At 63.2% G+C, this 25,111-nt stretch carries 26 protein-coding genes; 23 read left to right on the forward strand and 3 right to left on the reverse strand.

Annotated features, from left to right (window positions below):
* Positions 1 to 13: 13 nt before the first annotated feature.
* From ACG873_RS10730 to ACG873_RS10775, 10 genes are all read left to right on the forward strand, one after another.
* On the forward strand, positions 14 to 340 hold the full coding sequence (locus tag ACG873_RS10730) for an FtsB family cell division protein (protein WP_394891693.1): 327 nt from the start codon (positions 14 to 16) through the stop codon (positions 338 to 340).
* Positions 341 to 511: 171 nt separating this feature from the next.
* On the forward strand, positions 512 to 1,555 hold the full coding sequence (gene pdhA, locus ACG873_RS10735) for a pyruvate dehydrogenase (acetyl-transferring) E1 component subunit alpha (RefSeq protein ID WP_394891694.1): 1,044 nt from the start codon (positions 512 to 514) through the stop codon (positions 1,553 to 1,555).
* Between the two features lie 15 nt (positions 1,556 to 1,570).
* On the forward strand, positions 1,571 to 3,010 hold the full coding sequence (locus ACG873_RS10740; protein ID WP_394891695.1) for a pyruvate dehydrogenase complex E1 component subunit beta: 1,440 nt from the start codon (positions 1,571 to 1,573) through the stop codon (positions 3,008 to 3,010).
* A gap of 9 nt (positions 3,011 to 3,019) precedes the next feature.
* A complete protein-coding gene (locus ACG873_RS10745; RefSeq protein ID WP_394891696.1) occupies positions 3,020 to 3,313 on the forward strand; it encodes a DUF5076 domain-containing protein in 294 nt (97 codons plus the stop codon).
* 9 nt (positions 3,314 to 3,322) lie between these two features.
* Positions 3,323 to 4,708: a pyruvate dehydrogenase complex dihydrolipoamide acetyltransferase gene (locus ACG873_RS10750; protein ID WP_394891697.1), complete on the forward strand. Its 1,386-nt coding sequence runs from the start codon at positions 3,323 to 3,325 to the stop codon at positions 4,706 to 4,708.
* A 51-nt stretch (positions 4,709 to 4,759) separates the two neighbouring features.
* Entirely contained in the window at positions 4,760 to 5,398 is a 639-nt protein-coding gene (locus tag ACG873_RS10755) for an SGNH/GDSL hydrolase family protein (protein WP_394891698.1), read from the forward strand.
* A gap of 16 nt (positions 5,399 to 5,414) precedes the next feature.
* On the forward strand, positions 5,415 to 6,878 hold the full coding sequence (gene lpdA / locus ACG873_RS10760; RefSeq protein WP_394891699.1) for a dihydrolipoyl dehydrogenase: 1,464 nt from the start codon (positions 5,415 to 5,417) through the stop codon (positions 6,876 to 6,878).
* Positions 6,879 to 6,962: 84 nt separating this feature from the next.
* Entirely contained in the window at positions 6,963 to 7,247 is a 285-nt protein-coding gene (locus ACG873_RS10765) for a GlsB/YeaQ/YmgE family stress response membrane protein (RefSeq protein WP_394891700.1), read from the forward strand.
* Positions 7,248 to 7,251: 4 nt separating this feature from the next.
* Positions 7,252 to 8,217: a lipoyl synthase gene (lipA, locus tag ACG873_RS10770; RefSeq protein ID WP_394891701.1), complete on the forward strand. Its 966-nt coding sequence runs from the start codon at positions 7,252 to 7,254 to the stop codon at positions 8,215 to 8,217.
* 12 nt (positions 8,218 to 8,229) lie between these two features.
* Positions 8,230 to 8,688, forward strand: a complete 459-nt coding sequence (locus tag ACG873_RS10775) for a type II toxin-antitoxin system RatA family toxin (RefSeq protein ID WP_394891702.1) — start codon at positions 8,230 to 8,232, stop codon at positions 8,686 to 8,688.
* Positions 8,689 to 8,693: 5 nt separating this feature from the next.
* Here the strand turns inward: ACG873_RS10775 and ACG873_RS10780 are convergent, their stop codons facing one another.
* Both ACG873_RS10780 and ACG873_RS10785 read right to left on the reverse strand, forming a co-directional pair.
* Positions 8,694 to 9,182: a CinA family protein gene (locus tag ACG873_RS10780; RefSeq protein WP_394891703.1), complete on the reverse strand. Its 489-nt coding sequence runs from the start codon at positions 9,180 to 9,182 to the stop codon at positions 8,694 to 8,696.
* Positions 9,179 to 10,408, reverse strand: coding sequence for a bifunctional 2-C-methyl-D-erythritol 4-phosphate cytidylyltransferase/2-C-methyl-D-erythritol 2,4-cyclodiphosphate synthase (locus tag ACG873_RS10785; protein ID WP_394891704.1), 1,230 nt, complete (start codon positions 10,406 to 10,408; stop codon positions 9,179 to 9,181). The genes ACG873_RS10780 and ACG873_RS10785 overlap by 4 nt, the downstream gene beginning before the upstream one ends.
* Before the next feature lie 140 nt (positions 10,409 to 10,548).
* On the opposite strand from ACG873_RS10785, the gene dusB reads away from it, so the two are divergent.
* The 11 genes from dusB (at position 10,549) to hflX (ending at position 22,807) form a co-directional block, all read left to right on the forward strand.
* Positions 10,549 to 11,577, forward strand: coding sequence for a tRNA dihydrouridine synthase DusB (gene dusB, locus ACG873_RS10790; protein WP_394891705.1), 1,029 nt, complete (start codon positions 10,549 to 10,551; stop codon positions 11,575 to 11,577).
* Positions 11,574 to 12,719: a two-component system sensor histidine kinase NtrB gene (locus tag ACG873_RS10795; RefSeq protein ID WP_394891706.1), complete on the forward strand. Its 1,146-nt coding sequence runs from the start codon at positions 11,574 to 11,576 to the stop codon at positions 12,717 to 12,719. The genes dusB and ACG873_RS10795 overlap by 4 nt, the downstream gene beginning before the upstream one ends.
* Positions 12,716 to 14,173, forward strand: a complete 1,458-nt coding sequence (gene ntrC / locus ACG873_RS10800) for a nitrogen regulation protein NR(I) (RefSeq protein ID WP_394891707.1) — start codon at positions 12,716 to 12,718, stop codon at positions 14,171 to 14,173. Before ACG873_RS10795 ends, ntrC begins: the two co-directional genes overlap by 4 nt.
* A gap of 107 nt (positions 14,174 to 14,280) precedes the next feature.
* Complete coding sequence (locus ACG873_RS10805) at positions 14,281 to 16,575, forward strand: sensor histidine kinase NtrY-like (RefSeq protein WP_394891708.1); 2,295 nt, start codon at positions 14,281 to 14,283, stop codon at positions 16,573 to 16,575.
* Complete coding sequence (locus tag ACG873_RS10810; protein ID WP_394891709.1) at positions 16,565 to 17,926, forward strand: sigma-54-dependent transcriptional regulator; 1,362 nt, start codon at positions 16,565 to 16,567, stop codon at positions 17,924 to 17,926. The genes ACG873_RS10805 and ACG873_RS10810 overlap by 11 nt, the downstream gene beginning before the upstream one ends.
* 34 nt (positions 17,927 to 17,960) lie before the next feature.
* On the forward strand, positions 17,961 to 19,337 hold the full coding sequence (gene trkA, locus ACG873_RS10815; protein WP_394891710.1) for a Trk system potassium transporter TrkA: 1,377 nt from the start codon (positions 17,961 to 17,963) through the stop codon (positions 19,335 to 19,337).
* 25 nt (positions 19,338 to 19,362) lie between these two features.
* Positions 19,363 to 19,875 (forward strand): MBL fold metallo-hydrolase, encoded by a 513-nt coding sequence (locus tag ACG873_RS10820; protein ID WP_394891711.1) that lies wholly within the window; start codon positions 19,363 to 19,365, stop codon positions 19,873 to 19,875.
* 2 nt (positions 19,876 to 19,877) lie between these two features.
* A complete protein-coding gene (locus ACG873_RS10825) occupies positions 19,878 to 20,123 on the forward strand; it encodes a hypothetical protein (protein WP_394891712.1) in 246 nt (81 codons plus the stop codon).
* 43 nt (positions 20,124 to 20,166) lie between these two features.
* A complete protein-coding gene (locus ACG873_RS10830) occupies positions 20,167 to 21,027 on the forward strand; it encodes a D-amino-acid transaminase (protein ID WP_394891713.1) in 861 nt (286 codons plus the stop codon).
* A 136-nt stretch (positions 21,028 to 21,163) separates the two neighbouring features.
* The gene (gene hfq, locus ACG873_RS10835) at positions 21,164 to 21,412 is read left to right on the forward strand and encodes an RNA chaperone Hfq (RefSeq protein WP_008838101.1); all 249 of its coding nucleotides are present in this window, start codon (positions 21,164 to 21,166) and stop codon (positions 21,410 to 21,412) included.
* Positions 21,413 to 21,487: 75 nt separating this feature from the next.
* Positions 21,488 to 22,807, forward strand: coding sequence for a GTPase HflX (gene hflX / locus ACG873_RS10840; RefSeq protein ID WP_394893444.1), 1,320 nt, complete (start codon positions 21,488 to 21,490; stop codon positions 22,805 to 22,807).
* A gap of 6 nt (positions 22,808 to 22,813) precedes the next feature.
* On the opposite strand, the gene mazG is transcribed toward hflX, so the two are convergent.
* Entirely contained in the window at positions 22,814 to 23,638 is an 825-nt protein-coding gene (mazG, locus tag ACG873_RS10845; protein ID WP_394891714.1) for a nucleoside triphosphate pyrophosphohydrolase, read from the reverse strand.
* Between the two features lie 130 nt (positions 23,639 to 23,768).
* Here mazG and ACG873_RS10850 point away from each other — a divergent pair, with 130 nt between their 5' ends.
* Both ACG873_RS10850 and ACG873_RS10855 read left to right on the forward strand, forming a co-directional pair.
* Positions 23,769 to 24,068 carry a hypothetical protein gene (locus ACG873_RS10850; RefSeq protein ID WP_394891715.1) on the forward strand — a complete coding sequence of 100 codons (300 nt, stop codon included), beginning with the start codon at positions 23,769 to 23,771 and terminating at the stop codon, positions 24,066 to 24,068.
* A 13-nt stretch (positions 24,069 to 24,081) separates the two neighbouring features.
* On the forward strand, positions 24,082 to 25,068 hold the full coding sequence (locus ACG873_RS10855; RefSeq protein WP_394891716.1) for a hypothetical protein: 987 nt from the start codon (positions 24,082 to 24,084) through the stop codon (positions 25,066 to 25,068).
* Positions 25,069 to 25,111 lie beyond the last annotated feature (43 nt).

The following is a 25,111-nucleotide window of genomic DNA, read 5'->3' on the forward strand; positions in this document are numbered from 1 at the left end:
AGGGATTTGCACCATGTGGACACGCCAGCATCGACAGAGAAATACCGGCCGGCTGATCGTACCGGCCATATCGGCGGCGTTCCTCGCCTACTTCGGCTTCCACGCTTATCATGGCGAGTTCGGCATCTATTCCAAATACCAGCTCGAGGTCCGGGTGGCGGAGCTGGAGGGAAGGCTGGGCGAAATCCGGGCGCAGCGCATCGAGCTGGAGCGGCGGGTGCAACTGCTGCATGACGGCACGCTGGAAAAGGACATGCTGGACGAGCAGGCGCGCAAGGCGCTCAACCTGTCGCATGAGGACGAGATAACCATCATGCGGCCGTTGCGTCAGCAGAATTAACTGATCTCCGGTTAATAGAAGATATCCTCAACAAAATGAAGCGTTTAGCTGCATGACAGCCATGCATTTTTCCGCATGGCCCAATCGGGTTGCTCATGCTAGCTTTTCTCTACACAGGGAGGTGAGCGTCTCCCTTGATGTCCGCCAAGAGACATAAACAGGGAGTGATGCATGGCCGTAGCCGCCAGAAAAGCGTCCGCTAAATCGAAAGCGGACGCGAAATCCTCATCCGCGCCCGTCGCGCCCAAGCCCGCCGAATTCACCAAGGAACAGGAACTCTCCGCCTATCGCGGAATGCTCCTGATCCGGCGCTTCGAGGAGAAGGCCGGCCAGCTCTACGGCATGGGCTTCATCGGCGGCTTCTGCCATCTTTATATCGGCCAGGAGGCGGTCGTCACCGGCCTCAAGATGGCGATGATCGACGGCGACCAGATGATCACCGCCTATCGCGATCACGGCCACATGCTCGCGATGGAAATGACGCCGCGCGGCGTCATGGCCGAACTGACCGGACGCCGCGGAGGCTACTCCAGGGGCAAGGGCGGCTCCATGCACATGTTCTCCAAGGAAAAGCACTTTTACGGCGGCCACGGCATCGTCGGCGCGCAGGTGTCGCTCGGCACGGGCTTGGCCTTCGCTAACCGCTATCGTGACAACAACAACGTCGCGGTGACCTATTTCGGCGACGGCGCCGCCAACCAGGGCCAAGTGTACGAGAGCTTCAACATGGCCTCGCTGTGGAAGCTGCCGGTGATCTACGTCATCGAGAACAACCGCTATGCCATGGGCACGTCCGTCGCCCGCTCATCCGCCGAGACCGACTTTTCGCATCGCGGCCTGTCGTTCCGCATCCCCGGCATCCAGGTGAACGGCATGGATGTGCGCGCGGTCAAGGCCGCCGGCGACATGGCGACCGAATGGTGCCGCGCTGGCAACGGGCCGATCATCCTCGAAATGCAGACTTACCGCTACCGCGGCCACTCCATGTCCGACCCCGCCAAATACCGGTCCAAGGAGGAGGTGCAGAAGATGCGCGCCGAGCAGGACCCGATCGAGCAGGTGAAAGCGCGGCTCATCGACAAGAAGTGGGCGAGCGAGGACGAGTTGAAGGCGGTCGACAAGGAAGTCCGCGACATTGTTGCGGACGCCGCCGAATTCGCGCAGACCGATCCCGAGCCGGACCCTTCCGAGCTCTGGACCGACATCGTACTCTGAGGGAGGGCGCGAAAAATGCCGATCGAAATTCTCATGCCCGCGCTCTCGCCGACGATGGAGGAGGGCAATGTCTCGAAATGGCTGAAGCAGGAGGGCGACAAGGTCGTCGCCGGCGACGTCATCGCCGAGATCGAGACCGACAAGGCGACGATGGAAGTCGAGGCTGTCGATGAGGGGACGCTTGCGAGGATCCTGATTGCGGCGGGCACCGAGGGCGTCAAGGTCAACACGCCGATCGCCGTGCTGGCGGTCGATGGCGAGGATATCGATCAGGCCGGCGAGGGCGTCGGCGAAGAAGAAGCGCCGAAGGCGAAAGCGGCCGATTCGGACACGCCGAAGCAGACCGAAGGCGACGCGGGCGGCAAGGCGCGCGAGCCCTCGGAGGAGCCGAGCGCGGACAAGGACGCAGCCAAGGTTCCTGCCGCGCCCAAGGCCGAAATCGCCGCCGACCCGGACATTCCGGCCGGGACCGAAATGGTGTCGACCACGGTGCGCGAGGCGCTTCGCGACGCCATGGCCGAAGAAATGCGGCGCGATCCGGACGTCTTCATCATGGGCGAGGAGGTTGCCGAGTACCAGGGCGCCTACAAGATCACGCAAGGCCTGCTGCAGGAGTTCGGCGACAGGCGCGTGGTCGACACGCCGATCACCGAACACGGCTTCGCCGGCATCGGCGTGGGCGCGGCGATGGCCGGGCTGAAGCCGATCGTCGAATTCATGACCTTCAACTTCGCCATGCAGGCGATGGACCAGATCATCAATTCGGCGGCCAAGACGCTCTATATGTCAGGCGGCCAGATGGGCGCGCCGATCGTGTTTCGCGGGCCGAACGGGGCTGCGGCGCGCGTGGCCGCGCAGCACAGCCAGGATTACGCCGCATGGTACAGCCATGTGCCGGGCCTGAAAGTGGTGATGCCCTATACTGCGGCCGACGCGAAGGGCTTGCTGAAGGCTGCGATCCGCGACCCGAACCCGGTCATCTTCCTCGAAAACGAGATCCTCTACGGCCACTCCTTCGACGTGCCGAAGCTCGACGACTTTGTCCTGCCGATCGGCAAGGCACGCATCCACAAAGCGGGCAGGGACGTCACCATCGTCTCCTGGGGCATCGGTATGACTTATGCGGTCAAGGCCGAAGCCGAGTTGCGCGGCATGGGCATCGACGTCGAAATCGTCGATCTGAGGACCATCAGGCCGATGGATCTCGACACCGTCATCGCCTCTGTCAAAAAGACCAACCGGCTCGTCGTCGTCGAGGAGGGCTATCCGCAGTCCTCGGTCGGCGATTTCATCGCCAACCAGGTGTCACAGCGCGCCTTTGACCATCTCGATGCGCCGGTCATCACGATTGCCGGCAAGGACGTGCCGATGCCTTATGCGGCCAACCTCGAAAAGCTGGCGCTGCCGAATGTCGGCGAGGTGGTCGCAGCGGTGAAGGCTGTTACGTATCGATAGGAGACCGGCATGTTCGGAAAGCGCAAACCAGCACCCTCCGGCCATGACGTGAACAATTCGCCGTTCCTCGTCGCCTATCGCGGCGAGGATGGCGGCATGGTGGTCAAGCTCGATCCGGCAAGGGTCGGCTCGGCAGGCGCCGCCGGCATAATGCTCGCCGATTTCATGCGGCATTTTGCTCGGGCGCTGACGCAATACGGCGCGGCGCGCTCCGAAGAGGAAGCCACCGCGGACATGCTTACCATTTTCAAAGCAGAAGTTGAATCGCCGACCGATATCGGGTCCGGCTCGATTGTGAATTAGGGGAGAGCGATGCCCATCAACATCACCATGCCGGCTCTTTCGCCTACGATGGAGGAGGGCAATCTCGCCAAATGGCTGGTCAAGGAGGGCGACAAGGTCGCGCCGGGCGATGTCATCGCCGAAATCGAGACCGACAAGGCGACGATGGAGGTCGAGGCGGTCGACGAGGGCACGGTGGCGAAGATCGTGGTGCCGGCGGGGACCGAAGGCGTCAAGGTCAACGCGCTGATCGCGGTGCTTGCGGCCGAGGGCGAGGACGCGAGCGTGGCGGCAAAGGGCGGCAACGGCGCGCAGGCCGAAGCACCGAAGGCACAGGCGTCCAAGTCAGCCGACATGAAATCCGAAGCGCCGAAGCCTGCCGCGAAGGATACAGCGCCGGCCGCTCCCAATAAGACAGCCGAACCGGCGCCGGCCGCGAAGTCGAACGGCCACGACGCCGGGGACCGCGTCTTTGCCTCGCCGCTCGCCCGCCGAATCGCCAAGGACGCCGGCATCGAAGTTTCAGCGGTGACTGGCTCCGGCCCGCATGGGCGCGTGGTGAAGGCCGATGTCGAAGCCGCGATCGCCGGCGGTACGGCCAAGGCTGCGCCTGCGGAGAAGGCGGCTCCGGGCGCCGCGCCCGCTGCTGCTCCGGCAGCCAAGCCCATGTCCGACGAGCAGGTGCTGAAACTCTTCGCCGAGGGCTCCTACGAACTCGTCCCGCACGACAATATGCGCAAAACCATCGCCCGGCGGCTGGTCGAGGCGAAGTCGACCATCCCGCATTTTTATCTCACCCTCGACTGCGAGCTTGATGCGCTCCTGGCGCTCAGGGCGCAGTTGAACGCCGCCGCCCCCATGAGAAAGACCGACAAGGGCGAGGTTCCCGCCTACAAGCTCTCGGTCAACGATCTGATCATCAAAGCGATGGCGCTGGCGCTGCGCGACGTGCCGACCGCCAACGTCTCCTGGACCGAGACGGCCATGGTCCAGCACAGGCATGCCGATGTCGGCGTGGCGGTGTCGATCCCCGGCGGGCTGATCACGCCAATCATCCGCAAGGCCGACGAAAAGACGCTGTCGGCCATCTCCAACGAGATGAAGGACATGGCCGCGCGGGCGCGGAACAAAAAGCTGAAGCCGGAGGAATACCAGGGCGGCACCACGGCGGTCTCCAATCTCGGCATGTTCGGCATCAAGGATTTTTCCGCCGTCATCAACCCGCCGCACGCGACGATCCTGGCGGTTGGCGCGGGCGAGGAGCGGGCTGTCGTCAAAAATGGCGAGGTGAAGATCGCGACGATGATGTCGGTGACGCTGTCAACCGACCACCGCGCGGTGGACGGCGCGCTCGGAGCCGAGTTGCTGGTCGCCTTCAAGCGCCATATCGAGAATCCGATGGGGATGCTGGTTTAGCGCCCGTTTCCCTCCCCTTCCGGGGGAGGGCTTCCGTGAAGGTCTCCCCTTATGAAAACCATCCTCTGCTACGGCGATTCGCTGACCTGGGGTTACAATGCGGTCGGCCCGAGCCGGCATTCTCTCGAAGACCGCTGGCCGAGCGTGCTGCAGGCGGCGCTTGGTGAGGGCGTGCAGGTCATCGCGGAGGGGCTGAACGGCAGGACGACCGCGTTTGACGATGATCTTGCCGGCGAGGATCGCAACGGCGCGCGGACTTTGCCGACGCTGCTCGGCACGCATTCGCCGCTCGACGTGATCGTCATCATGCTCGGCTCGAACGACATGAAGCCCTGGATCCACGGCAATCCGCTGGCGGCCAAGCAGGGCATGGGCCGGCTGGTGAAGATCGTGCGCGGCCACGCCTACCCGCTGGATGCCGAGGCGCCGGAGATATTGCTCGTCGCTCCGCCGCCGGTCAGCCGCACCGAAAATGCGGAATTTTCCGGCATGTTCGCCGGCGGCGACGCCGCCTCCCGCGAGCTGGCCGGCATGTATGCCGAACTCGCCGACGAAGTCGGCTGCGGCTTTTTCGATGCGGGTTCCGTCGCCGAAACCACGCCGCTCGACGGCGTGCATCTCGACGCCGCAAACACCCGCAGGATTGGCGAAGCGCTCGCGCCCGTAGTGCGCGTGATGCTCGCGCTTTGAATTTCAGGAGAAAGCCATGGCCGAGACCTACGACGTCATCATCATCGGTTCGGGCCCGGGCGGCTATGTTGCAGCGATCCGTGCGGCGCAGCTCGGCCTGAAGACGGCGATCGTCGAGCGCGAGCATCTTGCCGGCATATGCTCCAACTGGGGCTGCATCCCGACCAAGGCGCTGCTCAGATCGGCCGAGATCTTCCACTATGCCGAGCATGCGAAGAATTACGGCCTCAAGATCGAGGGCAAGGTGACGCCCGATTTGAAGGCGATCGTCGAGCGCTCGCGCGGGATAGCGCAACGCATGAATGGCGGCGTCGGCTTCCTGATGAAGAAGAACAAGGTCGACGTGATCTGGGGCGAGGCCAAGCTCACCAAGGCTGCCTCCGGCGACAAACCGGGCGAGATCGTCGTGTCGAAAACATCCAAAAAGCCGATGGAGCCGCAAGCGCCGCTGCCCAAGAACACCAAGGGCGAGGGAACCTACACCGCCAAGCACATCATCCTGGCGACCGGCGCCCGCCCGCGTGCGCTGCCGGGCATCGAGGCGGACGGAAAGCTGATCTGGACCTATTTCGAGGCGATGGTGCCGCCCGAAATGCCCAAATCACTGCTTGTGATGGGTTCAGGCGCGATCGGCATCGAGTTCGCCTCGTTCTACCGCACGATGGGCGTGGAAGTGACGGTCGTGGAACTGCTGCCAGCGGTGATGCCGGTCGAGGATGCCGAAATCTCCGCCTTCGCCAAGAAGCAGTTCGAAAAGCAGGGCATGAAGATCATCCTCGAGGCCAAGGTGACCAAGGTCGAGAAGGCGGCGAATTCGATCACCGCTCACGTCGAGATGAAGGACGGCAAGGTCGAGAAGATCACGGCCGACCGGCTGATCTCGGCGGTCGGCGTGCAAGGCAACGTCGAAAACCTCGGGCTGGAGGCGCTGGGCGTCAAGACCGACCGCCGCACGGTGGTCATCGACGGCTACGGCAAGACCAATGTGCCGGGCATATACGCCATCGGCGACGTCGCCGGTCCGCCCATGCTCGCCCACAAGGCGGAGCACGAGGCGGTGATCTGCGTAGAAAAAATCGCGGGCCTGCCGAACGTCCATCCGATGGACAAGCTGAAAATACCTGGCTGCACCTATTGCAACCCGCAGGTGGCGTCGGTCGGCCTGACGGAGGCCAAGGCCAAGGCCGAGGGCCGCGACATTCGCGTCGGCCGCTTCCCCTTTGTCGCCAACGGCAAGGCGATCGCGCTCGGAGAGGACCAGGGTCTGGTGAAGACAATATTCGACAGGAAGACCGGGCAGTTGCTCGGCGCGCATATGGTGGGCGCGGAAGTCACCGAGCTCATCCAGGGTTTTGTGGTCGCGATGAACCTCGAAACCACCGAGGAAGAGCTGATGCACTCGATCTTCCCGCATCCAACTTTGTCGGAAATGATGAAGGAAAGCGTTCTCGACGCCTATGGCCGCGCGCTGAACGCATGACAGCCTGCCGGCGGCAGGGCTGTTTCGGCGGGGTATTCTGACTTATATGCGGGTTCTGGCGGAGCGGCAGCGAGGAGACAGGTGATGGATCAGAGCGTCGGTATAATGGGAATGCCGGGCGTCGGCTTTTTCGGCATGCTCCTGATCGGATTTCTCGCCGGCTACGTCGCCGAAAAGGCGATGAACCGCAATCACGGGCTGTTCACCAACATACTGGTCGGCATCGCCGGCTCGTTTGTCGGCGGCACGCTCGCCGGCCTGCTCAATTTCCAGTATCAGGGCTTTCTGGGCAATCTGATCGTTGCCGTCGCCGGCGCGGTTCTGCTGTTGTGGATTTTCGGGCGCGCCAAAGCGAGCGGAGTGAACTGAACAGATGGTCACGATACTCGACACGATTTCGAACGCGCCGCGGCTGAGGCACCCCGAAAAGGCGCACCGGCCGGACCAGGAGGTTTTGCGCAAGCCCGACTGGATCCGGGTCAAGGCGCCGACCTCCAAAGGCTATGCCGAAACGCGCGAGATCGTGAAGTCGCACAAGCTTGTGACAGTATGCGAGGAGGCGGGCTGCCCGAACATCGGCGAGTGCTGGGAAAAGAAGCACGCGACCTTCATGATCATGGGCGAGATCTGCACCCGCGCCTGCGCCTTCTGCAATGTCTCGACGGGACGCCCGACGGCGCTCGACCCTAACGAGCCGGCCAATGTCGCCAAGGCGGTGAAGCAGATGGGGCTCAGCCACGTCGTCATCACCTCGGTCGACCGCGACGACCTCGATGATGGCGGCGCCCAACATTTTGCCGACGTGATCCACGCCATCCGCGCGGCGACGCCGGCGACCACCATCGAAATCCTGACGCCCGACTTCCTGCGCAAGGACGGGGCGCTGGAGATCGTCGTGGCGGCCAAGCCGGACGTGTTCAACCACAATCTCGAGACGGTGGCGTCGAATTATCTGACGGTGCGGCCCGGCGCGCGCTACTTCCACTCGATAAGGCTGCTGCAACGGGTCAAGGAACTCGATCCGTCGATGTTCACCAAATCCGGCATCATGGTGGGGTTGGGCGAGGAGCGGAACGAGATCCTGCAACTCATGGACGATCTGCGTTCGGCTGACGTCGACTTCATGACGATCGGCCAATACCTCCAGCCGTCGAAAAAGCACCATCCGGTGAAAAAATTCGTCACGCCGGAGGAATTCAAATCCTATGAGACGATCGGCAAATCCAAAGGCTTCCTGCTGGTCGCCTCGAGCCCGCTGACCCGCTCTTCGCATCATGCCGGGGAGGATTTTGCAAAACTTCGCGCCGCACGCGAGGCGTTTCTAAGCAAATCCGCCTAAGGCTTTGGGCCCATGCCTAAATTCGAGACAACGCGACGGGTGGACCATACTCCGGATGAGATGTTCGCGCTGGTCGCGGATGTAGAAAAATATCCGGATTTCCTGCCGCTTTGCGAGGCGCTGTCGGTGCGCTCGCGCCGGGAGCGTGACGGGCGCACCATGCTGCTCGCCGATATGACGGTGGGCTACAAGGCGATCCGCGAGACCTTCACCAGCCAGGTGCATCTGAAGCCGGACGAAAACGTCATCGACGTGAAATATGTCGACGGACCGTTTCGCTACCTCACCAACATCTGGCGTTTCGAGCCTGCCGGCAGCGGCCACTCCAACGTGGTGTTCTCGATCGATTACGAGTTCAAGAGCCGTATTCTGGGCGCCGTGATGGGTGCGATGTTCGACCGCGCGTTCCGCACGTTCTCCGAAGCCTTCGAGAAGCGCGCCGACGCCATCTATGGGGAACAGGTAACTTAGCCGAACTAAATTTGCAGCGCCTTCAGCGCCATCTCCAGCGCCGTCCGCACAGATTCGCGGCGGATGAAATCGCGGCCGCGATTTTCGAAGACGTGCTGCTCGGCGATGGGCTGAGAACCCTGCTGGGCCAGGCCGAACCAGACCAGCCCGACGGGCTTTTCCGCCGAGCCGCCATCGGGGCCGGCGATGCCGGTGACCGAAAGCGCAATGCCGGCATGCGAGCGGGCCAGCGCCCCAACCGCCATCTCCAGCGCTGTTTCGCGCGAGACCGCGCCATGCGCATCGAGAGTGACCGGGGAAACTCCGAGCATCTCGACCTTGGCGTCGTTGGAATAGGTGACGAAACCGCGATCGACCATCGACGACGAACCCGGGATGTCCGTGAGGATCGAAATGATCATGCCGCCTGTGCAGGATTCCGCCGTCGCTGCGAGGATCTTGTGGCTGGCGCATGCCTTGAGGAAGCGGTCGGCCAGTTCTCCGAGGTCGTTCATTCGGGCAGTTCCCCCGGATAAACGACGGTCGCCGTCGCGATTGCCGCAATGCCTTCCTCCCGGCCGATGAAGCCGAGCTTCTCGTTGGTCGTCGCCTTGACCGAAACGCGCGACCGGTCGATGCCAAGCATTGTCGCGAGCGCCTCGGTCATGGCTTCGCGATGCGGACCGATGCGCGGCGCTTCGCAGATCAGCGTGATGTCTGCATTGGCGATGCGTCCGCCCTTGGCCCGCACGACAGTTGCCGCGTGCTCGACGAAGATACGCGAGGCCGCGCCCTTCCACTGCGGATCGGATGGTGGAAAGTGCGTGCCGATGTCGCCGGCGCCGCAGGTGGCCAGAAGCGCGTCCGTCAGCGCATGCAGGCCGACATCGGCGTCGGAATGTCCGGAAAGTTTTTGGTGATGCGGAATGGCGACGCCGCACAGCGTCACGCTGTTTCCCGGCTCGAAGGAGTGCACGTCGTAGCCGTTGCCGGTGCGGACATCCGGAAAGCCGGTTCTTGTTTCCGAAAGGCGCTGGTCGGCCATCGTTATGTCCCTGGCCCAGGTGAGCTTCAGATTGTCGGGTGAGCCCGGGACGATGCGTACCGGAATTCCAGCCGATTCGGCGATGGCCGCATCGTCGGTGAAATCGGCGACGCCCGCCTCGAACGCCCTCTGGTGCGCCGCAAAGATCGGGCCGAAAGGAAACCCCTGAGGGGTCTGCGCGGCGTAGAGGCCGGCGCGCGGCACGGTTTCGCAGACGGTGCCGTCGGCCGCCTCCTTCTTCAGCGTGTCGGAGACCGGCAGGGCCGGCACCGCGCCGTGCTCGTCGTCGATGGCCAGAATCACGCGGTCGATAGTCTCGATGTCGATGAAGGGCCGCGCGCCGTCATGGATCAGGACAACGCCCGGCGATTTCTCGCGCAAGGCGAGCAGCCCGAGACGCGTGGAGTCCTGACGCGTCGCGCCGCCATGCACGACGATCACCCGATCGCCGGCATCGCCGGCGGCGACACGAAACAGGGCTTCGTCGTCGGCGTGCACCGCCACCACGATCGGGCCGATGTCCGGGTGCGCAAGGAAGGCTTCGAGCGTGCGGGCGATGACGGTGCGTCCGCCGATATTCCGGTATTGCTTCGGGCCGTCCGCCAGGCCGGCGCGCTCGCCCCGGCCTGCCGCCACGATGACCGCGGCGACCGGGCCGTGAATGTGTTCGGCAGGGCTGTCGGAACTCTTCTCCATTCCGAGACGCATAGTCGCAGGCCAGCGCAATGGCTAGCAATTTCCCGGATCAGCCATGATTTCCACCCATCGGACAGTTGCCAGCAGCGCTCAACATGTCTAGGGATTGAGCATCATGAAAAGGTGCTTTGTTTTTGTGCATGCCTGAACTCAGCAATCTGGCCAGTCCACTCGAAGTCGGCGGCGTAATCATCCGCAACCGCGTGTTCCTGGCGCCGATGTCGGGCGTTACCGACGAGGCGTTCCGCACGCGCGCCTATGCTCATGGCGCGGGGCTCGTCGTCTCCGAAATGGTCGCCAGCGGTGAACTGGCCAAGGGCCATGCGGCATCCGCGCGCCGGGTCCGCCATTCCGGCCTTCCCGTGCACATGGTCCAGCTTGCCGGGCGCGAAGCAGCGCATATGGCCGAAGCCGCAAGAATTGCGGCAGGCGAGGGCGCCGACATCATCGACATCAATATGGGCTGCCCGGCCAAGAAGGTGACGGGCGGCTATGCCGGCTCGGCGCTGATGCGCGATCTCGACCACGCGCTGAAATTGATCGAGGCGGTGATCGGCGCAGTCAAATTGCCGGTGACGGTCAAGATGCGGCTCGGCTGGGATGAAACGGCGTTGAACGCGCCGCTGCTTGCGCGCCGGGCCGAGCAGGCCGGCGTCAAAATGGTGACGGTGCACGGCCGCACGCGCTGCCAATTCTACCAGGGCAAGGCCGACTGGCGGGCGATAGCGCGCGTCAAGGAGGCGGTTTCTATTCCCGTCGTCGCCAATGGCGATGTCGGCTCGCTGGCCGACGCCAGGGAGATATTGAGCCTGTCGGGCGCCGACGCAGTGATGGTCGGCCGCGCCAGCTACGGCGCGCCATGGACGGCTGGGGCCATAGCGCATGGCGCGCGAGGAGAGGGCGCGCCGGGCGTGCCGCCGGAGGCCTGCGAGATCACTGACTATGTCGTCGCCCATTACGAGGACATGCTGGCGTTGTACGGCATCGAGAGTGGGCTGCGCCAGGCGCGAAAGCACCTCGGCTGGTATCTCGACCGCCGTGCCGACGGCGTGCCGACGGAGCTTCGCCGGACCGTTCTGTCGTCCTTCGAGCCGGCGCAGGTCATTGCCGCGCTGAGGCAAGCCCTGACCACGCCGTGGCAAACCGAAGCCGCAAGGAGCGCCGCATGAACCTTCCGGCAGCCTCAGTCGTGACCGATCCTTCGTCTGCAGCGCAGATCGTTCTGAACACGATCCGGCGTCCGGTCATCATGATCGACGCAGAGGGGCTGATCAGCTACGCGAACGCCGATGCGGAGGATTTCTTCCGTTCGAGCGCGGCCATGCTCGCCCGCAACACGCTGGCGCGCTTCGTGCCTTTCGGCAGCCCGATCCTGACCCTGGTCGAGCAGGTTCGCGAGCGCGGCGCACCGGTCAACGAATACCGGGTCGACATATCTTCGCCCCGCCTCGGCGTCGAAAGGATCGTCGATCTCTACGTTGCGCCGGTTCCCGAACTGCCCGGATCGGTCGTGGTGATGTTCCAGGAACGCTCCATGGCCGACAAGATCGACCGCCAGATGACGCATCGCGGCGCGGCGCGGTCGGTTACCGGGCTGGCCGCCATGTTGGCGCACGAAATCAAGAACCCGCTCTCGGGCATCCGCGGCGCGGCCCAGCTTCTGGAGACCGTTGTTCCGGACGAAGATCGTGCTTTGACGCGGCTGATCACCGACGAAACCGACCGCATCGTCTCGCTGGTCGACCGTATGGAGGTGTTTTCGGACGAGCGGCCGATCGAGCGCTATCCAGTCAACATCCATATCGTCCTGGACCACGTCAAGGCGATAGCCAAGAACGGTTTTGCGAGCCGGATCAAGATCTTGGAGGACTATGATCCGTCATTGCCTTCGGTGTTCGCGAATCGGGATCAGCTCATACAGGTATTCCTGAATCTGGTGAAGAACGCCGCCGAAGCCGCCGGCAACCAGCCCACGAGCGAGATTTCGCTGTCGACCGCTTTCCGGCCTGGGATCCGCGTTTCAGCGCCTGGTTCGCAGGACCGCGTCTCGCTGCCGCTGGAATTCTGCGTGCACGACAACGGCCCCGGCGTATCCGAGGATATCCTTCCGATCCTGTTCGATCCGTTCATCACCACCAAGCCGAACGGATCGGGCCTCGGCCTCGCTCTGGTCGCCAAGATCGTCGGCGAACATGGCGGCATCATCGAATGCGAATCCACATCGCGCGGCACCACCTTTCGCATCCTGATGCCGGCGTGGAAGGAAATGTCTGCTCCACATGAAGACGACAGCCAAGGAGACCGGCGATGATGGCTAAAGGCAGCATTCTCGTCGCGGACGACGACGCCGCCATCCGCACCGTGCTCAATCAGGCGCTGTCACGGGTCGGCCATGAGGTGCGCGTCACCTCGAATGCTGCGACGCTCTGGCGCTGGGTCGCGGCGGGCGAGGGCGATCTGGTCATCACCGACGTCGTGATGCCCGACGAGAACGCATTCGACATGCTGCCGCGCATCAAGAAGGCCAGGCCCGAATTGCCCGTCGTGGTGATGAGCGCGCAAAATACGTTCATGACCGCGATACGCGCTTCGGAGACGGGCGCCTACGAGTACCTGCCCAAGCCTTTCGACCTCAACGAACTTCTGAACATCGTCAACCGCGCGCTTTCGGAACCGAAGCGGCCGCAAGGTAACGTCCAACCGGAAGACCAGCCGGAATCGATGCCGCTGGTCGGTCGGTCGGCGGCCATGCAGGACATCTACCGCATGCTCGCCCGCATGATGCAGACGGACCTGACGGTGATGATCACCGGCGAATCCGGCACCGGAAAGGAACTCGTCGCCCGGGCGCTGCATGAGTATGGCAGGCGGCGCAACGGGCCGTTCGTGGCGATCAACATGGCGGCAATTCCGCGCGACCTGATCGAATCGGAACTGTTCGGGCACGAGAAGGGCGCATTCACGGGCGCGCAGAACCGCTCCACTGGCCGTTTCGAGCAGGCGGAAGGAGGGACGCTTTTTCTCGACGAGATCGGCGACATGCCGATGGAGGCGCAAACCAGGCTGCTTCGTGTTTTGCAGCAGGGCGAATATACCACGGTCGGCGGCCGTACCCCGATCAAGACCGACGTCCGGATCGTCGCCGCCACCAACAAGGATTTGCGGACGCTTATAAACCAGGGCCTGTTCCGAGAGGATTTATTCTACCGAATCAACGTTGTGCCGCTGCGTCTTCCAGCGCTTCGGGAACGTTCCGAGGACATTCCGGATCTCGTCAGGCACTTCTTCAAGCAGGGCGAAAGCGAAGGGCTGCAGACCAAGCGCATTTCGAGCGGCGGCATCGAGCTGATGAAGCGCTATCCCTGGCCGGGCAATGTGCGCGAACTGGAGAATCTGATTCGCCGGCTTGCCGCACTCTACGCGCAGGACGAGATCACTGCCGAGATCATCGAAACCGAACTCAAGACCGGCGCCCAGCCGGCCGTGCCGGGCGGTAGCCTCATCCCGGACGACCTGTCGATCGGGCAGGCGGTCGAACATTACCTCCAGCGCTATTTCTCGGCATTCGGCGAGGACCTGCCGCCGGCGGGGCTCTACCAGCGCATCCTTTCGGAAGTCGAGTTTCCGCTGGTGCTCGCTTCCATGACGGCCACGCGCGGCAACCAGATCAAGGCGGCCGAACTGCTTGGCTTGAACCGGAACACGCTGCGCAAGAAAATCCGCGAACTCGGCGTAAACGTCTACCGGGCGTCGAAGCAGGCCTGACCACCGGCCTGCCAAACACCCAAACATTTCCGCCCACAGCCATTTTGTTGCATAATCGCCACAATGCGTTGCATACATCCAACGCAAACGAGGCTTCACAAGCACACATGGCGATTCCGGCACCATCTGCAACCACACGGCTTTTCTCGCAAGCCGGGTCACTCGACGGACGCCGTCTGCTGGCGCTGCCCGGCATCGTGGCTGTCGTGGGTTCGCTTGCCGCCGCCGCGATCTCGTTTGCCATCTTGGTCGGGGCGACGCCGATCGAGCCGGACGACGCCACTACGCTGGCGCTGATCATCGGCATCAACGCCGCCTTCATCCTTTTGCTGACCGCGCTGATCGGCCGCGAGGTGCACCGTGTGCTGGCGGCGCGCCGTCGCGGCAAAGCGGCTTCGCGGCTGCATGTGCGCATCGTCGCCATGTTCTCGCTGGTGGCGGCGCTGCCGGCCATCCTGGTCGCGGTTGTCGCTTCGATCACGCTCGACATCGGGCTGGACCGCTGGTTCGAGATCCGCACCAAGACGATCGTGAACTCGTCGCTGTCGATCGCCGAGGCCTATGTGCAGGAGAACGCCCGCAATCTGTCGGGGACGACGCTTTCCATGGCCTACGATCTGGACAATGCCCGCACCCTCTACAATCTCGACCGCACGGGCTTCCGAAATTTCATGAGCCAGCAGGCAGTCGGCCGTGCGCTGGCGCATGCGGCCCTCATCCGCGCCGACGGATCGTTCGTGATGAGCGCCGAGACGGCAGCCGATTTCACCATGCCTGAGCCGCCGGCCGGCGCGGTGCAGGATGCCCAGAACGGCCAACCGGTGCTGATCGAGCCGCGTACCCGCAACATAGTCGGCGCCGTGATCAAGCTGCGAGAGATTCCAGACGTCTACCTCTACACGATCCGGCTGGTCGACCCGGAGGTTATCCGGGCACGCCAGATCGTGACCGCCAACACCGATGCCTATCGCGGGCTCGAATCCAACCGCGGCACCACGCAGGTCGCCTTTGCTCTGCTCTATCTCGGATTGACGCTGGTCATCGTGCTGGCGGCGATATGGACCGGCATCGCTGTCGCCGACCGGCTTGTCAGGCCGATCCGCCAACTTATCGGCGCGGCCGATGAGGTCGCGACCGGCAATCTCGACGTATCGGTGCCGGTGCGGCCGTCCGACGGCGATGTCGCCTCGCTGGGCGATACGTTCAACAAGATGCTGCTGCAGCTCAAATCGCAGCGTAACGAAATCCTCAACGCCAAGGATCTTGTCGATGAACGGCGGCGCTTTTCCGAGGCGGTGCTTGCCGGCGTTACCGCGGGCGTCGTCGGCGTCGATCCCTATGGCATCATAACCATCGTCAATCGCTCCGCCGAGACCATGCTGGCGCTTTCAGCGAAAGCCTCGGTCGGCCAGAACCTCTCGACGCTGCTGCCGCAGGTCGGGCGCGTCTTCGAAATCGGGCGCAAATCAGGCAGACCGGTCTATCGCGAGCAGGTGACTTTCTATCGCGGCGGCGCCGAACGCACCTTCAACGTGCAGATAACCGTCGAAGCCGGCGAGAACCACGACGACGAAAAGTCCTATGTGGTGACGATCGACGACATCACCGATCTCGTGCAGGCGCAGCGCACCTCGGCCTGGGCGGATGTGGCGCGGCGCATCGCCCACGAAATCAAGAACCCGCTCACGCCGATCCAGCTCTCGGCCGAGCGCATAAAGCGCCGCTACGGCAAGGTCATCACCGAGGACCGCGAGGTTTTCGACCAGTGCACCGACACGATCATCCGGCAGGTCGGCGACATCGGCCGCATGGTCGACGAATTCTCGGCCTTCGCGCGTATGCCCAAGCCCGAAATGAAGATCATGGACCTGCGCGAGCCTTTGCGCGAAGCGTCGTTCCTGGTGGAGGTCAGCCGCTCCGACATCGCCTTTGAACGCGTCTTCGGCAGCGAGCCCCTCAAGGGTAAGTTCGACAGCCGCCTGATGTCTCAGGCTTTCGGCAACGTCATCAAGAACGCCGCCGAGGCGATCGAGGCAGCCGAGCGCGAGAACGGCCAGAACGGGGTGATCCGCGTCAGCGCCGGGCGCGAGGGCAGGATGATCCGCATCGACATCATCGATAATGGCAAGGGGTTGCCGCGCGAGAACCGCCAGCGCCTCCTGGAACCCTACATGACGACCCGCGAGAAGGGGACCGGGCTCGGCCTCGCCATTGTCAAGAAGATCGTGGAGGACCACGGCGGCAGGCTGGAGCTTCACGATGCGCCACCTGATTTCTATGACGGGCGCGGCGCTATGGTAACCATGCTTTTGCCCGCAGCGCCGGAAGATGCGGCTCAGTCGCCCGGCGACGGCGGCGGCTCGAACGAACGAGAAACTGAAAAGGTCGATAATGGCGTCTGATATTCTTATTGTCGACGACGAGGAAGACATCCGCGAACTCGTCGCCGGAATCCTGAGTGACGAAGGGCACGAAACCCGCACGGCCCACGACGCCGACAGTGCGCTGGCGTCGATCGCCGACCGCGTGCCGCGGCTGGTGTTCCTCGATATCTGGCTGCAGGGATCGCGCCTCGACGGGCTCGCGCTGCTCGACGAGATCAAGACCATGCACCCGAACCTGCCGGTTGTGATGATCTCGGGACACGGCAATATCGAAACCGCCGTATCGGCGATCCGCCGTGGTGCCTACGACTTCATCGAAAAGCCGTTCAAGGCCGACCGCCTGATCCTGATCGCCGAGCGCGCGCTCGAAACCTCCAAGCTGAAACGCGAGGTCTTCGACCTCAAGATGCGCAGCGGCGAGACGTATGACCTGATCGGCATGTCGTCGGCCATGACGCAGTTGCGCCAGACCGTCGAACGCGTAGCGCCGACCAACAGCCGCGTCATGATCATCGGCCCCTCCGGCTCCGGCAAGGAGCAGGTCGCCCGCGCCATACACGCATTGTCGGCGCGCAAGACCGGGCCGTTCGTGTCGCTGAATGCCGCGACGATCACGCCGGAACGCATGGAGATCGAACTCTTCGGCACAGAATCCAATGGCGGCGAACGCAAGGTCGGCGCTCTCGAGGAGGCGCATCGCGGCATCCTCTATCTCGACGAGGTCGCCGATATGCCGCGCGAAACCCAGAGCAAGATCCTGCGCGTTCTCGTCGACCAGCAATTCGAGCGGGTAGGGGGCACCAAGCGGGTCAAGGTCGACGTCCGAATCATCTCGTCGACCGCGCAGAATCTCGAGGCGATGATCGCGGATGGCCGCTTCCGCGAAGACCTTTATCACCGCTTGGCGGTGGTGCCGGTCATGGTGCCGGGCCTCGCCGAGCGGCGCGAAGACATCCCCTATCTCGTCGACGGCTTCATGAAGCAGGTGGCTCGACAGGCGGGCATCAAGCCGCGCCGAATCGGCGACGACGCCATGGCGGTGCTGCAGGCGCATAATTGGCCTGGCAACGTCCGGCAGTTGCGCAACAACGTCGAGCGGCTGATGATCCTCGTGCGCGGCAGCGACGTCGACGCGCCGATCACCGCCGATTTGTTGCCGGCCGAAATCGGCGATGTTATGCCGCGCGCGCCCAACCAGTCAGACCAGCACATCATGGCTCTGCCGCTGCGCGAAGCGCGGGAAATGTTCGAAAAGGAATATCTGATCGCGCAGATCAACAGGTTTGGCGGCAACATCTCGCGCACTGCCGAATTCATTGGTATGGAACGGTCGGCGCTGCACCGCAAACTGAAATCCCTCGGAGTCTGAGCGTGTCCCTTTCCAGCATTCGGCCGAACCATAAATGCGCATCATAATCTGCGGCGCGGGGCAGGTCGGCTACGGCATTGCCGAAAGGCTTGCGGCCGAGAAAAACGACATCTCGATCATCGATACCTCGCCTGAACTCATCCAGGCGGTGCGCGATTCGCTCGATGTCCGCGGCTTTGTGGGGCACGGCTCGCATCCTGACGTCCTGGAAAAAGCCGGCGCGCAGCAGGCCGACATGATTATTGCGGTGACGCTTTACGACGAGGTCAACATCGTCGCCTGCGAAGTAGCTCACGCGCTTTTCAACGTGCCGATGAAGGTCGCACGCATCCGCTCGCAATCCTATCTCCAGCCGCATTACCAGGATCTGTTTTCCCGCGATCACCTGCCGATCGACGTGATCATCTCGCCGGAACTGGAAGTCGGCGAAATGGTGCTGCGCCGCATCGCGCTGCCGGGCGCCACGGACGTCGTGCGATTTGCCGACAACAAGATCGCCATGGTGGCGATCGAGTGTCTTGAGGATTGCCCGGTCATAAACACGCCGCTTGCCCAGTTGAGCGAGCTTTTCCCGGACCTTCCGGCAACGGTGGTCGGCGTCTCCCGAAACGGCAAGCTCTTCATCCCGCGTTCCGCCGACCAACTGATCACCGGCGACCTGGCCTACGTTGTCGCGGCAAAAGACCAGGTGCGGCGCACGCTCGGTCTGTTCGGCCATGAAGAACAGGAGGCGACGCGCATCGTCATCGCCGGGGGCGGCAATATCGGCCTTTTTGTCGCCAAGACCATCGAGCAGCGCCAGAACCGCTCGAAGGTGAAGATGATCGAGCACGGCCGCGAACGCGCCGTGGCGATAGCCGACGCGCTGCGCCGGACCGTCGTGCTCAACGGCAGCGCGCTCGACCAGAAGCTGTTGCTCGAAGCCGACATTCAGGAAGCCGACCTGATGATCGCGCTGACCAACAACGATCAGGTCAACATCCTGTCCAGCGTCATGGCCAAGCGGCTCGGCTGCAAGTCCAACCTGGCGCTGATCAACAACCCGACCTATCTCGACATCACCAAATCCGTCGGCATCGACGCCACGGTCAATCCCGGCACGGTCACGGTCTCGCGCATCCTGCAGCATGTGAGGCGAGGGCGCATCCGCGCCGTCCACTCGATCCAGCGCGGCGCGGCCGAGATAATCGAGGCCGAAGCGCTGGAAACGTCGCCGCTGGTGGGGCCGTTCCTGCGCGAACTCGATTTGCCGGACGGCATGCGCATCGGCGCCATCTACCGCGATGGCGAGGTGATCAAGCCTAGCGGCTCGCTGCGCATCAAGCCGAAGGACCGGGTGGTCATCTTCGCGCTCGCCCATGCCGTCAAGCAGGTGGAGCAGATGTTCCGCGTCAGCCTCGAATTCTTTTGAGCGGCCCCTCAGAAATCAGGACATCATGCAACTCCAGCTCATTCGGAATGCGACGCTCAAGCTTGCCTATGGCGGTGCGACAATCCTCGTCGATCCGTATTTCGCGCCGAAGCACAGCCTGCCTTCCTTTACCGGCCGCTCGCAAAATCCGATGGTGGACCTGCCGGTGGCGGTCGAGGAGATCCTCGACGGCGTGGAACTGGTCATCGTCTCGCATCTCCACACGGATCATTTCGATGCCGTCGCGAAGGAAACAATACCCAAGCACTGGCCGCTGATCTGCCAGCCCGGCGACGAGGCCACCATCCGCGAGGCCGGCTTCACCGACGTGACGCCACTTGGCGACGAACTTATCTGGCGCGGCATCAGGATCACCCGGCGCGAGGGCAATCACGGCACAGGCGCCGTGCTTGACAAGATGGGGCCAGTGATGGGCTTCACGCTGGAGGCGGGGGAGAACCGTCGGTCTACTGGGCCGGCGACACGGTGCTCTACCCGCCGGTGCTCGAAACCATCGAGGCTTTCGAGCCGGATGTGATCGTGACCCACTCATGCGGCGCGTTGTGGGACGATACGCTGATCGTCATGGATGCGGAGCAGACGGTCGCGACGGCAAAGGCCGCGCCGCGGGCGACGGTGATTGCCACCCACATGGAGGCGCTCGACCATTCCACCGTGGGCCGGGACGCGCTCCGGGCTCATGCTGCCTCACACGGACTGTCGCCCGAACGATTGCTCGTGCCGGCCGACGGCGAGCTTCTGACATTGCCGGCCGCTGCCCGCTAAGCAGCGAGCCACCAGGAAACATTATCGGGGACAGGACCAAAACATGCCGCGCATTGCCTATGTCAACGGACGCTACGTCGCTCACGCCGAAGCCAGCGTGCATATCGAGGATCGCGGCTATCAGTTCGCCGATGGCGTCTATGAGGTTTGCGAGGTCGCACGCGGCTACATCGTCGACATGAAGCGGCATCTCGACCGTCTGGATCGCTCGCTGCGGGAACTGTCGATCGCCTGGCCGATGAACCGCGCTGCGATGGAAATCGTCATAGTGGAGGTGATCCGCCGCAACCGCGTGAAGAATGGACTGGTCTATCTGCAGGTGACGCGCGGCGTGGCGAGCCGCGACTTCCTTTTCCCGGCCGACACAAAGCCATCGGTGGTGGTGACGGCCAGAAAAGTCGATCCGGCCGCGGCGGCAAAACGCGTCGAAAACGGCATCAAAGTTATCACCGTGCCCGAGAATCGCTGGGATCGCGTCGATATCAAGTCCGTCGGGCTGCTGCCCAATGTGCTGGCGAAACAGAAGGCCAGCGAGGCAGGCGCGCAGGAAGCCTGGTTCATCGATGCGGATGGAACCGTCAAGGAAGGCGGATCCTCCAACGCCTGGATCGTCACCCGGGATGGCGCACTCGTCACCCGGCCCGCCGAGCACGGCATCCTGAGAGGCATCACCCGCACGACTTTGCTCGACGTGGCGGCAAAGCTAGGCCTGAGGGTCGAGGAACGCGGCTTCACCGTGGCCGAGGCCAAGGCGGCGCGCGAGGCCTTCATCAGTTCGGCGACCACGATCGCAATGCCCGTCGTCGCCATAGACGGCGACCCGGTCGCAAACGGGCATCCCGGATCGGTGGTGCTTTCCTTGCGGCAGGCCTTTTTTGACATTGCGGAAAAAAGGCCGGCCTGATAACCGCATTATGGAAATAGACATCCCGTTCCGCCCGTCGCATCTTGCGGCGGGGGCATGGGTTGCGCGCTTGACATGAGCCGATAAATTTGGCGCACTGGTTCGCAATCGAGGGGATCGGCGAAAGATAAAAACAATGGCGGAACGTACGCAAAATCTTCAGGACCTTTTCCTGAATTCAGTTCGCAAGAGCAAAAACCCACTTACAATCTTTCTCATCAACGGCGTGAAACTGACGGGTGTCGTGACTTCGTTCGACAATTTCTGCGTATTGCTGCGCCGTGATGGTCACTCCCAGCTCGTCTACAAGCACGCGATTTCCACCATCATGCCGAGCCAGCCGGTTCAGATGTTCGATGGTGAGGAAAACGGCCAGGGCGCCTGATTGGCTCAAGGCAAGCGCGCGGGCGACGGGGCACGCAAGGGCAGGGGTGGCGCGGCTAACGTTGGCCGCGACGAGCTGACGCGCGCCGTCGTCATCGTACCTCTGCTCGGCCGCAGTCCGCGCACCGATGAGGATACGGGGCGACCTCGGCTCAACCGCTCGCCCGAAGCGCGCCTCGACGAAGCCGTCGGTCTTGCCCAGGCGATCGACCTCGATATCGTCCACAAGGCAATCGTTGCGCTCAACGATCCGCGTCCCGCGACATTGTTCGGAAGCGGCAAGGTCGAGGAGATCGCCGAGATCATCAAATCGGGCGGCGCCGAACTGCTGATCGTCGACCATCCCCTGACCCCGGTGCAGCAGCGCAACCTGGAAAAGGCGACCGACGCCAAGGTGCTGGACCGCACCGGGCTGATCCTCGAGATTTTCGGCGAGCGCGCCCGCACCAAGGAAGGCACGCTGCAGGTCGACCTGGCGCATCTGAACTACCAAAAGGGTCGCCTGGTGCGAAGCTGGACCCACCTCGAGCGCCAGCGCGGCGGGGCGGGCTTCCTCGGCGGTCCCGGCGAAACCCAGATCGAATCCGACCGTCGGGCGCTGCAGGAAAAGATCATCAAGCTGAAGCGCGAACTGGAGACGGTGCGGCGCACCCGCGACCTGCACCGCGCCAAGCGCAAGAAGGTGCCGTTCCCGGTCGTCGCCATCGTCGGCTACACAAATGCCGGAAAATCGACGCTGTTCAACCGGCTGACCGGAGCAGGGGTGCTGGCCGAGGACATGCTGTTCGCCACGCTCGACCCGACGCTGCGCCGGGTGCGGCTGCCGCACGGCACGCCGGTGATCCTGTCGGACACAGTCGGCTTCATCTCCGATCTGCCCACGCATCTGATCGCGGCCTTCCGTGCGACGCTGGAGGAAGTAGTCGAGGCCGACCTGATCATCCATCTGCGTGATATTTCCGACCCGGACACCGCCGCTCAGGCCGAGGACGTCGAGCGCATACTGGTCGACCTCGGTGTCGACGCCTCGGACGAAAAGCGGATCATCGAGGTCTGGAACAAGATCGACCGCCTCGACGAGGGCAATCGCGAGCGGCTGCTAGCCGATGGAGCGGGAAGCGGAAAGGCATCTCCCCCTGTCGCCATTTCGGCGATCACGGGCGAAGGAATAGACGCCCTTGCGGCGGTCATCGAAGAGCGGCTTTCGGGAGAGCTGGAGCCGGTGACCGTGACACTGACAGCCGACCAGATGGGCCTAACCGACTGGCTTTACCGAAACGGCGACGTCGTCGCCCGGACCGACAATGAGGACGGCAGCGTATCCATCTCAATGAAGGCGACAGCCGCCGCGCGGGAAGAGATCGAAAGCAGATTAAGACGCGATAACAAAGGGTAGGGCGCGTTACTTAACGCCTTTTGCCTGCTGCCAGAGCGCTTCCATCTCGTCTAGAGTGGCCTCATCCAGCGTGCGGCCAGCGGCCTCGAGAGCGCGCTCGACGTGATGAAAGCGTGTCCGGAACTTCTCGTTCGTGCCGGCAAGCGCGGCCTCCGAATCGATCTTCAGATGCCTGCCGAAATTGACCAGCGCAAAGAGAAGGTCGCCGAATTCGTCCTTGATCTCGGCTTCGCCGGCTGTGCCCATTGCTTCACGGAGTTCGGCGATTTCTTCCTCGATCTTGTCCAGGATCGGTTCGGCCTCGCTCCAGTCGAAGCCTACGCGCGCGGCTTTCTCCTGGAGTTTCAACGCCCGTGTCAGCGCCGGAAAGGCTACCGGGACACTGTCGAGAAAACCCTTGCCGTGATCCTCGGCGTCGAGCCCGCGCTCCACCCGCTCGGCCCGCCTGCCGGCTTTTTCCTCGGCTTTGATCTTTTCCCATACGCCCTTGGCCATGCCGGCGCTGCGCGCTGTCTCATCGCCGAACACATGCGGATGCCGCCGTATCATCTTGGTCGTGACGGCGTTCACCACATCGCCGAAGGAGAAGACGCCGGCTTCCTCCGCCATGCGCGCGTGATAGACGACCTGCAGCAGGAGATCGCCAAGTTCGTCGCGAAGATCGTCCATGTCGCCGCGCTGGATGGCGTCGGCGACCTCGTAGGCTTCCTCGATCGTGTAGGGCGCGATGGTCTCGAAGGACTGCTCGACGTCCCAGGGGCAGCCGGTGACCGGCGCGCGTAGCGCCGCCATGATTTCGATCAGCCGTGAAATGTCTCTGGATGGTCGCATGGCGCGACGCTACCGCGACGCGGGGCGGGCGCACAATGGCGTTGCCCGGCTCAGGTGGTTTTCCACACAGTTTGCGTACGACGATGCGCCTCAATGAAAGTCGCATAAGATATATTATGGAACTTTTGCATTGACGACGCTGTCGGGTCGCGGGCTTACCGCTTCGAGTTTCAGGCTCATCCAGAACGCTCTAGACGGCGGTCGGAATGAAGCTTGTGCAGTGGAAATCCTCAACAGGATTCGCGGGAACATTGAACGCTCCATGGATTTCGCTCTTGGCATCAGGATCGAAACCACCCGTACGCGGTTGAAGGTGATTCTTCAGAAGACCGGCACTTCGAGACAGAGCCAACTCATGCTGCTGCTTTCCCGGTTGAACTGGCAATCACGTGCCTTCGCCCCGGAATGCCGGCTGTCCGAGACGCCTTGAAATCGCCGCCCATATGGGCTTCAAGAGCAATATGATCGAGGGGATTTTCCGGTTTCTTGCGCTGACCATGAGCGTTGCCGCGTTGACGGCTGCGCCCGCATTCGTTTCGGCGCAGGAATTTGGCGAACAGATCCCGAATCTCAAGCTGCCCACCATCACGAATTTTGCCCCTCCCCAGGGCGAAGCTCCGCTCGCGCAGGGCTCTGGCGGCGAGATAACTCTTGCGGCGCAACTGACTGAGGGCGGCGCCGAAATAACGCGCGGGCTGGTCTGGCGTGTTTTCAAGCCGGAACCCGGGCCGGAAGGCAAACTGCCACTGGTCGCCTCATCGCAAGGCGGTACGGGCGTCTTCCATCTGGACCCTGGTAGTTATCTCGTCCATGCAGCTTTTGGCCGCGCCGGAGCCACAAAGCGTATCACTGTCGGCCGCGAGGCGAAGCGTGAAAGTTTCGTCCTGGACGCAGGCGGATTGGAACTTGACGCCGTCCTTGCCGGCGGTGTGCGCATTCCGCCGGATAAGCTGCGCTTTTCCATCTATGCGGCGGAGGCCGAGGCGGACGGAGACAGAGCGCTGATCCTTCCCGATGTCAGTCCAAACACCGTGATTCGACTGAATTCGGGCATCTATCACGTCGTCTCGACCTACGGCACGGTCAACGCCGTCATCCGTTCAGACATACGGGTCGAGGCCGGCAAGCTCACAGAGGCGACCGTCGAGCACCGGGCCGCCGAGTTGACGTTGAAGCTGGTGCGCGAGCCAGGAGGCGAAGCGATCGCCGACACGTCTTGGTCCGTACTCACCAATTCAGGCGATCCGGTCCGGGAAAGCGTGGGCGCGTTCGCCTCGATGGTGCTGGCCGAAGGCGACTATACAATCGTCGCCAAGAACCGCGACCGCATCTATCAGCGCGAGTTCACAGTGGTCGGCGGGCGCAACCAGGAAGTCGAGGTTGTGGCGACCGAAGCCGCGGCCGCGCGCGCCACGGAAGATGTCGAATAGAACAAGGCAGGGGCAGCCAGGCTGCCCCGCTCCTGCACCCTCC

It is taken from the genome of Allomesorhizobium aridi (genome assembly GCF_043769475.1).
Taxonomy (GTDB): Bacteria; Pseudomonadota; Alphaproteobacteria; order Rhizobiales; family Rhizobiaceae; genus Allomesorhizobium.

Coding starts and splice junctions, on each gene's coding strand:
- ACG873_RS10730 (WP_394891693.1), top strand. CDS start 14: ATGTGGACACGCCAGCATCGACAGAGAAATACCGGCCGGCTGATCGTA.
- ntrC (WP_394891707.1), top strand. CDS start 12,716: ATGATGGCTAAAGGCAGCATTCTCGTCGCGGACGACGACGCCGCCATC.
- ACG873_RS10755 (WP_394891698.1), top strand. CDS start 4,760: ATGAAAACCATCCTCTGCTACGGCGATTCGCTGACCTGGGGTTACAAT.
- ACG873_RS10820 (WP_394891711.1), top strand. CDS start 19,363: ATGCAACTCCAGCTCATTCGGAATGCGACGCTCAAGCTTGCCTATGGC.
- ACG873_RS10785 (WP_394891704.1), bottom strand. CDS start 10,408: ATGGAGAAGAGTTCCGACAGCCCTGCCGAACACATTCACGGCCCGGTC.
- ACG873_RS10765 (WP_394891700.1), top strand. CDS start 6,963: ATGGATCAGAGCGTCGGTATAATGGGAATGCCGGGCGTCGGCTTTTTC.
- hfq (WP_008838101.1), top strand. CDS start 21,164: ATGGCGGAACGTACGCAAAATCTTCAGGACCTTTTCCTGAATTCAGTT.
- pdhA (WP_394891694.1), top strand. CDS start 512: ATGGCCGTAGCCGCCAGAAAAGCGTCCGCTAAATCGAAAGCGGACGCG.
- mazG (WP_394891714.1), bottom strand. CDS start 23,638: ATGCGACCATCCAGAGACATTTCACGGCTGATCGAAATCATGGCGGCG.
- dusB (WP_394891705.1), top strand. CDS start 10,549: ATGCCTGAACTCAGCAATCTGGCCAGTCCACTCGAAGTCGGCGGCGTA.
- ACG873_RS10780 (WP_394891703.1), bottom strand. CDS start 9,182: ATGAACGACCTCGGAGAACTGGCCGACCGCTTCCTCAAGGCATGCGCC.
- ACG873_RS10775 (WP_394891702.1), top strand. CDS start 8,230: ATGCCTAAATTCGAGACAACGCGACGGGTGGACCATACTCCGGATGAG.
- ACG873_RS10810 (WP_394891709.1), top strand. CDS start 16,565: ATGGCGTCTGATATTCTTATTGTCGACGACGAGGAAGACATCCGCGAA.
- ACG873_RS10805 (WP_394891708.1), top strand. CDS start 14,281: ATGGCGATTCCGGCACCATCTGCAACCACACGGCTTTTCTCGCAAGCC.
- lipA (WP_394891701.1), top strand. CDS start 7,252: ATGGTCACGATACTCGACACGATTTCGAACGCGCCGCGGCTGAGGCAC.
- ACG873_RS10740 (WP_394891695.1), top strand. CDS start 1,571: ATGCCGATCGAAATTCTCATGCCCGCGCTCTCGCCGACGATGGAGGAG.
- lpdA (WP_394891699.1), top strand. CDS start 5,415: ATGGCCGAGACCTACGACGTCATCATCATCGGTTCGGGCCCGGGCGGC.
- trkA (WP_394891710.1), top strand. CDS start 17,961: ATGCGCATCATAATCTGCGGCGCGGGGCAGGTCGGCTACGGCATTGCC.
- ACG873_RS10745 (WP_394891696.1), top strand. CDS start 3,020: ATGTTCGGAAAGCGCAAACCAGCACCCTCCGGCCATGACGTGAACAAT.
- ACG873_RS10750 (WP_394891697.1), top strand. CDS start 3,323: ATGCCCATCAACATCACCATGCCGGCTCTTTCGCCTACGATGGAGGAG.
- ACG873_RS10795 (WP_394891706.1), top strand. CDS start 11,574: ATGAACCTTCCGGCAGCCTCAGTCGTGACCGATCCTTCGTCTGCAGCG.
- ACG873_RS10830 (WP_394891713.1), top strand. CDS start 20,167: ATGCCGCGCATTGCCTATGTCAACGGACGCTACGTCGCTCACGCCGAA.
- ACG873_RS10855 (WP_394891716.1), top strand. CDS start 24,082: ATGGGCTTCAAGAGCAATATGATCGAGGGGATTTTCCGGTTTCTTGCG.